Source organism: Spirosoma sp., assembly GCF_026391055.1.
Classification (GTDB): domain Bacteria; phylum Bacteroidota; class Bacteroidia; order Cytophagales; family Spirosomataceae; genus Spirosoma.
In genome coordinates, this window is sequence record NZ_JAPLET010000031.1 from 342,628 (window position 1) to 353,218 (window position 10,591).

Consider the following 10,591-nt stretch of genomic DNA (forward strand, 5'->3'; position numbering starts at 1 on the left):
ATTGGGGCTATTTTATGAACCGGATGGTTAGAGGATAGCGGTAATATTCGCCGTTGTTGGCTTTTATGGCTGCAATAATAGTGAAAACCAGCCACACGATGCCGACAATCCAGATCAGGACAAAGCCAATCAGAACAAACATCAGCAAAAACGATACAGCACTTACCAGAGCTATAGTGATCTGAAAATTAACCGCTTCTTTACCATGGTAATCGATGTAAGCTGATTTGTCTTTTTGAATCTGCCAGACAATAAGTGGTGTAATAATGAACCCAATACCCGTAAACAAGCCGGTTAGGGCGCTCAAATGAGCCAGCATAGCCCACATACGGACATCCGATTCACTCATGGGTGCAGGAACAGGTGAGAAAGGGGGAGTAGGCGGTTGGTTTTCCATGAAGAACAGCGGTTTAGATGAATAAACAAGTTCCGACAAAACATTGATTGATACAATAGCCTCATACATCACCTGTTTCGCGCTGTCTATCGACAACTGAAAGTGCCATTAGGTTAACAAACCACCCATATCCAGAAAGGTACATCCGTTGTTAGCAATTTCAGCTATAAAACCCGTTGTCGAAAACCGATTGCTGAAAACCCAGCGTGTCGCATACGAGTGTTGCTTTATAACAAACAGCCTCTGGCCGCTTGTGGAAAGGGAATGGCTGTTGTATAGCTCACCGACCACAAACTACCAGAGGCTGTTTGGTACATAATACCTCTTACGCCAGTTCAATGACGCAATCGTCCTGCTCAACGGTCGTAGCCTCTTTGAGCACAACTTTGGCTACTTTACCCTCTTTCTGGGCAGCCACGATACTTTCCATCTTCATGGCTTCGATTACGAACAACGGCTGATTTTTCTTGACAACATCGCCTTCCTTCACCAGAATTCGGGTTAAGCGTCCTTGCAGCGGTGCACCAACATCTCCCGGCTTGCTCGCTTTGGCATTGATAGCTTTTTCTACCTTTGAGGCCCGGTCGCGCACCTGGACCTGACGGCTCTGCCCGTTAAGTTCGAAGGTGATGGTCCGCATACCAAATTCGTCGGGCTCCGATTTGAACAGCAACCGAACCAGGATGTTCTTCCCTTCTTCGATGTTGATCAGAATTTCTTCATTCTCCTTCAATCCGTAGAAAAACGCGGGCGTTGGAATGATACTCACGTTGCCGTACTGCACATTCGCCTTATAGTATTCGTCATACACCTTCGGGTACATCTGGTATGAGAGGTAATCGACGAACCCGTCGCACTGCGGATATTTCTCCTGAAAGGTTTTAAAATCGGCATCGAAATCAATCGGTTTCAGGTGCTCGTTCGGACGGCCTTTTATGGGTTCCTCCCCTTTCAGGACCACTTTCTGAATGTCTTCGGGAAAACCACCAACCGGCTGGCCCAGAATTCCTTTCATCAGTTCTTTCACCGATTCAGGAAAAGAGAGCGACTCGCCACGCGTCAGAACATCGTTGGCCGTAAGGTTATTGGCGGTCATAAAAATAGCCATGTCGCCCACCACTTTCGAGGATGGCGTCACTTTCACGATGTCGCCAAAGAGTTGGTTGGCTACCGAGTAGTTCTTTTTCAGCGTCTCGAACTTATCGCCCAGGCCGGTGGCGATAGCCTGAGGCTTAAGGTTCGAATACTGACCACCCGGAATTTCGTTCTCGTACACTTCCGCGCTACCCGCCTTCATGCCTGACTCAAATGGGTAGTAGTACTCTCGAACATCTTCCCAGTAATTCGAGTACGCGTTTAGTGAGGAAAGGTTTGTTTCACATTCACGCTCGTGGCCCTGCATCATGGCCACAACGGAGTTGAAGTTCGGCTGTGAGGTCAGACCCGACAGTGCCCCCAGCGCACAATCGACAATATCGACACCAGCATCAATGGCTTTCAGATACGAAGCCGCCTGAATACCGGGCGTGTCGTGCGTATGGAGGTGAACCGGAATACTAACGGCCTGCTTCAATTCCCGAACGAGAACATCAGCAGCCAGGGGCTTGAGCAAACCAGCCATGTCTTTAATAGCCAGCAGATGCGCCCCTTCGTCTTCCAACTGACGCGCCATATCTAGGTAGTATTGGAGCGTGTATTTCTTCTGATTCGGGTCTAGCAGATCGCCGGTATAGCAGATGGCGGCTTCGCACAGTGCATCAGTCCGTTCGCGTACGGCCCGCATGCTTACTTTCATGGCTTCGACCCAGTTGAGGGAGTCGAAAATACGAAAAACGTCGATACCCGTTTCCCACGACTGCTCCACGAATTTCTCGATAAGGTTATCGGGATAAGCCGAGTAGCCCACCGCGTTGGAACCTCGGAACAGCATTTGCAGGAGCATGTTTGGCATGACTTCGCGCAGAGCGGCCAGCCGTTTCCACGGACTTTCATACAGGAAGCGCATCGACACGTCGAAGGTAGCCCCGCCCCATACTTCCATTGAGAACAGCTCCGGGTGGTTCTTGGCGAACCCCTCGGCTACTTTCTGTAAATCCTGCGTCCGAACGCGGGTTGCCAGCAGTGACTGGTGTCCATCGCGAAACGTAGTATCGGTATACAGTATGCTCTTCTGATCGAGAACCCACTGAACGAATTTCTCCCGGCCTAACTCCTTGAGCCGGTCGCGATTTCCTGCCGGGTAGGCCCCGTAGATATCGAAGTTGGGAACAACTGGAGTACGAAATATCTTGCTGTCGTCCTTCTTTTTAACTTCTGGATTTCCGTTTACGATCACATCGGCCAGGTAATTGAGTACCCGCGTCGAGCGGTCCTGCGGCTTCCGAAAGTTGAACAGTTCGGGATGGGTTTCGATGAACGACACCCGCGCTTCACCCCGCTGGAAAACCGGGTGACTGATCACGTTCAGCAGGAAACCGATGTTGGTTTTCACCCCCCGAATCCGGAACTCGACCAGTGCCCGAGTCAGTCGTTGGGTGGCCCCTTTGAGTGTCCGTCCACGCGCCGATACTTTTACGATCATGGAATCGAAATAAGGCGAGATTTTCATACCCGCGTAGCTGCTTCCCTCATCGAGACGGATACCGAAACCGGCCGCATTCCGGTAGGCCGTTATAGTACCAAAATCGGGCTTGAATCCGTTAGCAGGGTCTTCGGTCGTAATCCGACACTGGATGGCATAACCGTTGAGCGGAACATCGTTCTGGTGATTGATATAAATTCCGTTGTCGGAAAGCTGGTATCCCATCGCAATCAGAATCTGCGTTCTGACAATGTCGATGCCCGTTACCTCTTCGGTAATCGTATGCTCAACCTGAATTCGGGGATTTACTTCAATAAAATAAATATTCTCCGCTTTGTCGACCAGAAATTCGACCGTTCCAGCATTGGAGTAATTCACTGCCCGACCCAATTGCAGGGCGTAAGCGTAGAGTTTATCTTTTGTTTCCTGTTTCAACCCAAAGGAAGGCGCGACTTCAACTACCTTCTGGAACCGTCGCTGCACGGAACAGTCACGTTCGTAAAGGTGAACGATGTTACCGTGCTGGTCGCCGAGTAGCTGAACCTCAATATGCTTGGGCTCTTCAATGAATTTTTCGAGGAAGATGGTATCATCGCCAAAAGCATTACGGGCTTCGTTCTTAGCTTCGGCAAACGCTTTCTCAAACTCTTCGGCCTGCCGTACCACGCGCATACCGCGTCCACCGCCCCCGGCAGCAGCTTTCACCATGATGGGGAAACCGATGCGTTGCGCTTCGGTAAGGGCAAACTCCGCTGACATATTCTCTTCCCGCGAATCGGGAATGAGGGGCACCCCGGCGCTGGTCGCCAGATTTTTAGCTCTTACCTTATCGCCTAGGGCGTCCATAGCTTCCGGCGATGGCCCTACGAAAATGATGCCTTCCTCACGGCACCGACGAGCCAGGTTTACGTTTTCGGAGAGAAATCCGTAACCGGGGTGAATGGCATCGACCTTATGTCGTTTGGCAAGGAGAACAATCCCTTCAACGTCCAGATACGGCTTCAGCGGGTCTTCATCACGACCAATCTGGTAAGCTTCATCGGCCTTATAGCGGTGAAGCGAATACCGGTCTTCGTAGGTGTAAACGGCAACAGTTGTGATGCCCAGCTCAGTAGCTGCCCGCATGATGCGGATAGCGATTTCGCCCCGGTTGGCGACGAGCAAACGTTTAATGGGTCGGATGTACTCTTTCATGATTCTCAACAAAAGCGGCTTCAGGCTATACAAGTGCCAAATAACATAGCAAGATTGTTGAAAATTTTGAAATAACTACCCTCCCCTTTATAATCCTTGGAGAAGATAGTTTTTTCAGGGAATATTACAGAACCAGACAAAGCAGTACCTCCTTGAATGAAGGTCTACTTATTCTATAAACTTATCAATATCATCCATTTTCTTTCCCTCACCGATAGCTTTTCAGCCACTGTCTCAGTACACCTGTATCAGCCAGTGCTTTCAGGTCACTTTTCAGCTGTTTGGCGTCGCGCCTAAGCTGACTTATGTCACTGTTAAGACTAATGTCGAAGCCAACCAGTGAACCCGCCGTAAACTTGGATTTTCCTGTCATCCGGGCCAGTTGTTTCTGCAAGGCAGCCAGTTCATCGTCCAGTTCCTGCGCCTGCTGCCTCAGAATTTTGTTGTAATAATTTAGCTGACTTTCGGCCAGTGATGTCAGGTGGGACTGGTCGATTCGTTCCAATTCGAGTTGTAGCCGAAACAACGCCAGCAAATCACTTTTCTCATAAGCGGCAATGACCCGGTGCATGATTTCGGTTTTGCGCACCTTTTCGGCCTCATCCGGTTCCCGGTCGGGGTGAAACGCTTTCACCAGATCCATGTAAAGGGTACGAACGGCTTTGGTCGTGTTTTGCTCATCAGCTTTCTTTCTTGCTTCACGCGCCAGTCGCTTCTCCGATTTGGGCTTACTGGCCCGCTGGCGCTGGCGTTCGGCTTCGGCAGCTTCCTGCGCGGCTAAACTGTCTGACTCGTAGGAGAACTCACCGCCCGCTTCACCTGTCCAGGTTGCCACTTGCCGATCAGGCTCATTATCATCGTCCGTTTTGTACTTGTTATAAATAAATTCCAGGCTGTCGACGTCGTATTGGAAAATCAGGTCGGAAGCGATGGTTCGAATCAGGTCAGCCAGTTTTTTCTGCTCCGTTCTCGTGATGTCGTCCTGTTCATACGCCCGGTCGAACAACCGAACCAAATTGACCCGCAACTGAATATACTGATCAACGAGGGGTTGATAATCGGCCTGTAATCGCTGGTAGATGTAGTCCGATGCCTCCCTAAGTTGCTTTAATGCAGCCGTTGTTTCCTCTATTTTCTGCGTTAACCGATTAAATTCTTTCTGCGACTTCGACAGTGAGTCGCTTTCGGTACCAATTCGAACAAGTTGATGCTGAGTGAGTTGAGACATGATGCCTGTTTACGGAATACATTAAAAGATAGAACGCGAGCTGTCGGAAATTTGGGCAGCACTATGCCAAAAGCGTTCTTCGTAACCTACTTGTTCATTTCCTTAAAAAATGTCGATACGACCCCTGCATTCGATTGCCCGTCTGGACTCTCAACATCGGTTAGCGATTGGTCTGCTCGCAGCAGTCGTTGCCTATTTTGCCGTTCCGGTAAGGTTCAGTGTAGCCGCTCACCTGACCGTTGTCTGGATAACGTTTGCCATAACAATACTAGCGCTAATGTGGACGAGTATCGGCATTGCCCATCCCCGCGATCTGCCTAAACTAACAAGTCTTGAGGATTCGAGCCGAACGTTGATTCTGCTTTTCGTGGTTGTAGCCGCCGTAGCCAGTCTCTTTGCCGTCATCGAATTAATCGACTCAACAGACAAGCATTCTCCTGAATGGACACGAAACAGGCTGCTGGCTATATCGGCCATTGCCAGCGCCTGGACGCTCGTGCATACGGTGTTCACGCTACGCTATGCACACATGTATTACGGTAATGACAAGAACCAGAAAACGCATCCGGGCGGTGTGGACTTCCCGAACGATGATGAACCCGACTACCTCGATTTTGCTTATTTCTCGTTTGTAATTGGCATGACCAGCCAGGTTTCCGATGTGGCGATCAGTTCAAAGCCTATACGTCGAACGGCATTGGTGCACGGCGTACTGTCGTTCGGGTTTAATGCTATCATCATTGCCCTGACGGTTGGGGGCCTTGCCAGCTAACTTAGTTGGAGTAATGTTTTCCGGCTCTTCCCTGTTTCTTTGCTTTCTCCAATTGCTCTTTTTCATACTCTTCCCGCTGCCGTTTGTCGGAAAGGAGATTTCTGTATAAGCCGTTTAGCACATAGATGTCGTCAACCTCATCGATCAGCAAGTGGAGTTGTTCACGTACCTGATTAATATTCATTCGGTAATTCCGCCAAAGCGGTTAGTTTGTTGGATTAGCTACTTAGCTAACACATTTTCCATAGTTTTCGCTCAGTGAAAGAAGAAATAACCGAGGGCAATACCGGCAATAATACCCATTAAATCGGCAAATAATCCGAACGGAATAGCATACCGCGAGTTACGAATACCGACCGAGCCAAAGTACAGGGCTACAATGTAAAAGGTGGTATCGGCCGCTCCCTGGAACATACAGGCCAGTCGCCCAACAAACGAATCGGGACCAAATTGCTTCATGGCGTCGATCATCAGCGCCCGTGATCCTGAGCCGCTTAGCGGACGCATAAGCGCAACCGGCAGGGCATCGGTAAACTCAGTATTTATGCCCGTCAGGCTGAACACGTATTTCAGGCCGTCGATTACGTAATCCATAGCGCCGGAGTTACGGAAGGCACCAATGGCAACGAGCATACCAACCAGATACGGAATGATACGGACGGAGGTTTCGAAGCCACCTTTGGCTCCTTCGATGAAGGCGTCGAAAATATCTACTTTTTTGCGCATCGCCCCCAACAGAAACGACACGACAATGAGCATCAGCACGAGGTTACCCGTTACTTTGGAAATAACCTCGATTTCGTCTTTTGTTTTGGTGGAAAGAAACCACAACGCCAGGGCAATCAGGCTTGTGATTCCCCCCAGCCAGCCCAGTACAGTAGCATTGATCAGGTTGATACGCTGCTTGATGGCCACCGCAATCATACTCACGACTGTGGCCACGTACGTAGCAATCAGGCACGGAATGAAAATATCCGACGGGTCTTTAGCCCCCAGAATCGCCCGCTGCGCCATAATACTCAGCGGAATAATCGTTAAGCCCGATGTGTGCAGCACCAGAAACATAATCTGGGCATTAGAAGCCGTTTCTTTCGTCGGGTTCAACTCCTGCAAACTGGCCATAGCCCGCAGTCCAAAGGGCGTGGCCGCATTATCCAGACCAAGCATATTGGCCGAGAAATTCATGATCATCTGCCCGTTGGCCGGGTGGTCTCGGGGCACTTCCGGAAAGAGCCTGTGAAAGAAGGGGCTGATGATGCGGGCTAGGAAATTAATGGCTCCCGCTTTCTCGCCGATGTTGAGCAGCCCCAGAAAAAACGTCATCACCCCAGCCAGCGGCAAGGCAATGTCCATGACAGCTACTTTCGACGAATCGAACAGTCCTTCGACCAGAATTTTAAAGATTTCGGTGTCTCCCAGGAAAATCAGTTTAGCCAGCGCAACGATAAACGCAATGACAAAAAAGGCAACCCAGATGTAATTCAAGGCCATGTTACGGGCGGTTTAGCAAGCAAAGTAGTGCGTTTTGACGTTATTTGCGTTATGATGAATCGTAAAAAGATTATAACACAGAGAGGCACGGAGAAAACACAGAGGTACACAAAGGTTTTTCTCCGTGCCTCTCTGTGGCTCTTTATGTATCTCTGTGTCACAACCCTGAAAGCACAGGATTTCGAAGCCGCTATGGCCAAACAGGGTCTAGTCGACATACAGAAAGTGGACCCGTCCGTTCTTGTCGAACTCAAGTATTCGACTACCGACAACTTCGTTGGGAAGGACGTATATGGCGATCTGACGAGGGCATACATGCAGCCAATGGCAGCCAAAAAACTCGCAGAAGCCAGCAAATACCTGCAAGCCCATCATCCCAACCTACGGCTTTTAGTGTATGATGCGGCCCGCCCCCGCTCGGCACAGTGGAAGCTCTGGAACGCCCTCCCCGACTTACCCGAACATGAACGCCAGAAATACGTAGCCGACCCACGCAAAGGTTCTATTCACAACTACGGCTGCGCGGTCGACTTGACCGTAGCCACGGCTGACGGCAAGCCGCTGGACATGGGCACGAAGTACGATTTCTTCGGCGAACTGGCGTACCCATCCCGCGAAAAAGAGCTTCTTCAATCCGGCAAATTAACGCAGCAGCAAATAGACAACCGTCAGATTCTGCGCACGGCCATGCGTCAGGGCGGGTTTAGCCCCATCGAGTTCGAATGGTGGCACTTCAATTCACTATCGAGAGAGAAAGCAAAGATGATGTTTCGGATTGTGGACTAGCAGGGCAACGGTCTTAAAACACTAGGTTATCAATCAATCTGACATTCCCTAAATGAGCCGCCAGACAGATGGCCGTTTGGCCCGGCGCTAACACTTCATTGGCCAGCGTAAGGGTATCGGCATTCACAACCTCGACATATTCTAACCGGAAATGGGGATTGCCCGTAAAAAAGCCGGTTACAGCCGCTTTCGCCTGCGAAGGACTATGACCATCCGCCAGTAACTCCCGGGCCAGCGTAAGGGCCTTAAAGAGGGCCGTAGCCTGTTCCCGCTCATCAGGCGAGAGATTCCGGTTCCGTGACGACATAGCCAGCCCATCGGCCTCGCGGATGGTCGGGCATCGAACCAACTCAACGGGAATACTCAGGTCGCGAACCAACTGCCGGATTACGGCTACCTGTTGCAGATCTTTCTGGCCAAAGTAAGCTCTATCGGGCTGTATGATGTTGAACAGTTTGGCAACAACAATACCTACACCGTTAAAATGACCCGGCCGGAAGGCTCCTTCCATGACTATCTCCAATTCACCGAAGTTTATTTTTAACGTTGGGGACTCGGGATACATCTCGGCTACTGAAGGGGCAAATACCACATCACAACCGGCCAATTCTAGTTTCTGGCAGTCTTCTTCCAGGGTACGCGGATAACGGGCAAGATCGTCGGCGTTGTTGAATTGAACCGGATTTACAAAGATGCTGCTCACGACCACGTCATTTTCGCGACGAGCCGTGTCAATAAGTGTCAGATGACCCTCGTGCAACGCCCCCATGGTTGGTACAAGCCCAATGGTTCGTTGTTCAGACCTCAGGGAACTCAAATGGTGACGCAGTGCGGTAATAGTGTCAAAACGGAGCATAACAGGCAACTATTTTTGGGGCTGCAATAATACGGCAACTGCATCTTTTTTAGACAAAACGTATTGAAATACGGGAAAAATTTGTATAATTTTGCAAGTTTTTTGGTTCACTCAGACAACACACGCTTCCCTACTTATGAGCAAACTTCGCATCCTTTATGTTGCCAGCGAAATCAATCCTTTCCTGAAAACGTCTGACGTCGCTGACTTCGTCCGCAAATTGCCTCAAGCCATGCAGGAGCGCGGGATGGAAATTAGAATTCTGGTGCCTCGTTTTGGCCTTATCAACGAGCGCAAAAACCGGTTGCACGAAGTAGTACGGTTGTCGGGAATTAATATTGCCGTAGGAGATGATGAAAAACCACTGATTATCAAAGTAGCATCGATTCCGACGGCAAAATTACAGGTATATTTTATTGACAACGAAGACTACTTCCAACGGAAATATGTCTTCCATGACAAAGAAAACCGGTTCTACGACGATAATGACGAGCGGGCCATCTTCTTCTGCAAAGGTGTTCTGGAAACAGTTAAAAAACTAGGCTGGGCACCGGATATCGTTCATTGCAACGACTGGATGACCGCTCTGATTCCCCTTTATCTCAAAACAACCTATAAAAACGACCCAATGTTTAAGGACACCAAGTCGGTTTTTACAGTGTATAACAACTCATTCGAGCATCGTTTTGAAGGCGACATCATCGAGAAAGCACGCATGATGGACATTGATGACGAAATGCTGGCTGAATTAAAAACAGCTGACTTTGAAGGATTTATACGAATTGGTTCTACGTATGCCGATGCCGTTGTTCGTGCCGAAGAAGAATCGAGCGCAAGCCTCAATGCTATTCTGACCGACTTTCCCGAGCATAAATTCGATGCCGTCGAAGATGAAGATGTAACAGACCGTTATTATAACCTCTATACTCAGCTGGCTGGCTAGTGCACTATTAATTAAATATTTTAAAAAGTCATTAACAACTATTTAACAAACAGTTGTTAATGAGCCTCTAAAAGCCGGGAAATCCCGGCTTTTTGTCGTTAATTTACTCTCGGAAAAGTTACCTTCCTTCGCTTGTTTAACCAAAAACAGACCGGCATCCCGGTGTAAACTTTAACGTGTCGGCGTACCGGCAAAAATCAACTATGTGTGGCATTGTCGCTTATATAGGGCACCGGGAGGCCTGCGCCCTGGTGCTGAAAGGATTGAAACGACTCGAGTACCGGGGCTACGACAGCGCCGGCATCGCCCTGATGAACCAACACGGACTGGCCGTCTTCAAGAA

General features: G+C 49.5%; 9 protein-coding genes. 3 read left to right on the forward strand and 6 right to left on the reverse strand.

Translation table 11 applies throughout. The features are described 5' to 3' along the window. Positions 1 to 7: 7 nt before the first annotated feature. From NT073_RS33225 to NT073_RS33235, 3 genes are all read right to left on the reverse strand, one after another. Positions 8 to 397: a DUF4870 domain-containing protein gene (locus NT073_RS33225; RefSeq protein ID WP_297382653.1), complete on the reverse strand. Its 390-nt coding sequence runs from the start codon at positions 395 to 397 to the stop codon at positions 8 to 10. Between the two features lie 325 nt (positions 398 to 722). Next, a complete protein-coding gene (locus NT073_RS33230; RefSeq protein ID WP_297382655.1) occupies positions 723 to 4,172 on the reverse strand; it encodes a pyruvate carboxylase in 3,450 nt (1,149 codons plus the stop codon). 208 nt (positions 4,173 to 4,380) lie between these two features. Further along, entirely contained in the window at positions 4,381 to 5,400 is a 1,020-nt protein-coding gene (locus NT073_RS33235) for a hypothetical protein (RefSeq protein WP_297382656.1), read from the reverse strand. A 109-nt stretch (positions 5,401 to 5,509) separates the two neighbouring features. Between NT073_RS33235 and NT073_RS33240 the strand changes: the two genes are divergently transcribed. Beyond that, the gene (locus NT073_RS33240) at positions 5,510 to 6,172 is read left to right on the forward strand and encodes a DUF1345 domain-containing protein (protein WP_297382657.1); all 663 of its coding nucleotides are present in this window, start codon (positions 5,510 to 5,512) and stop codon (positions 6,170 to 6,172) included. Position 6,173: 1 nt separating this feature from the next. Here the strand turns inward: NT073_RS33240 and NT073_RS33245 are convergent, their stop codons facing one another. Together NT073_RS33245 and NT073_RS33250 are read right to left on the reverse strand one after the other, a co-directional pair. After that, positions 6,174 to 6,356: a hypothetical protein gene (locus NT073_RS33245; RefSeq protein WP_297382659.1), complete on the reverse strand. Its 183-nt coding sequence runs from the start codon at positions 6,354 to 6,356 to the stop codon at positions 6,174 to 6,176. Positions 6,357 to 6,427: 71 nt separating this feature from the next. Then, positions 6,428 to 7,663 (reverse strand): nucleoside recognition domain-containing protein, encoded by a 1,236-nt coding sequence (locus tag NT073_RS33250; RefSeq protein ID WP_297382661.1) that lies wholly within the window; start codon positions 7,661 to 7,663, stop codon positions 6,428 to 6,430. Positions 7,664 to 7,807: 144 nt separating this feature from the next. On the opposite strand from NT073_RS33250, the gene NT073_RS33255 reads away from it, so the two are divergent. Continuing rightward, on the forward strand, positions 7,808 to 8,449 hold the full coding sequence (locus NT073_RS33255; protein WP_297382663.1) for a M15 family metallopeptidase: 642 nt from the start codon (positions 7,808 to 7,810) through the stop codon (positions 8,447 to 8,449). A 13-nt stretch (positions 8,450 to 8,462) separates the two neighbouring features. Here the strand turns inward: NT073_RS33255 and panC are convergent, their stop codons facing one another. Beyond that, positions 8,463 to 9,305 (reverse strand): pantoate--beta-alanine ligase, encoded by an 843-nt coding sequence (gene panC / locus NT073_RS33260; protein WP_297382665.1) that lies wholly within the window; start codon positions 9,303 to 9,305, stop codon positions 8,463 to 8,465. 136 nt (positions 9,306 to 9,441) lie between these two features. Here panC and NT073_RS33265 point away from each other — a divergent pair, with 136 nt between their 5' ends. Continuing rightward, positions 9,442 to 10,248, forward strand: a complete 807-nt coding sequence (locus NT073_RS33265) for a glycogen/starch synthase (RefSeq protein ID WP_012928947.1) — start codon at positions 9,442 to 9,444, stop codon at positions 10,246 to 10,248. The last annotated feature ends 343 nt before the right edge of the window (positions 10,249 to 10,591 follow it).

Coding starts and splice junctions, on each gene's coding strand:
- NT073_RS33225 (WP_297382653.1), bottom strand. CDS start 397: ATGGAAAACCAACCGCCTACTCCCCCTTTCTCACCTGTTCCTGCACCC.
- NT073_RS33230 (WP_297382655.1), bottom strand. CDS start 4,172: ATGAAAGAGTACATCCGACCCATTAAACGTTTGCTCGTCGCCAACCGG.
- NT073_RS33235 (WP_297382656.1), bottom strand. CDS start 5,400: ATGTCTCAACTCACTCAGCATCAACTTGTTCGAATTGGTACCGAAAGC.
- NT073_RS33240 (WP_297382657.1), top strand. CDS start 5,510: ATGTCGATACGACCCCTGCATTCGATTGCCCGTCTGGACTCTCAACAT.
- NT073_RS33245 (WP_297382659.1), bottom strand. CDS start 6,356: ATGAATATTAATCAGGTACGTGAACAACTCCACTTGCTGATCGATGAG.
- NT073_RS33250 (WP_297382661.1), bottom strand. CDS start 7,663: ATGGCCTTGAATTACATCTGGGTTGCCTTTTTTGTCATTGCGTTTATC.
- NT073_RS33255 (WP_297382663.1), top strand. CDS start 7,808: ATGTATCTCTGTGTCACAACCCTGAAAGCACAGGATTTCGAAGCCGCT.
- panC (WP_297382665.1), bottom strand. CDS start 9,305: ATGCTCCGTTTTGACACTATTACCGCACTGCGTCACCATTTGAGTTCC.
- NT073_RS33265 (WP_012928947.1), top strand. CDS start 9,442: ATGAGCAAACTTCGCATCCTTTATGTTGCCAGCGAAATCAATCCTTTC.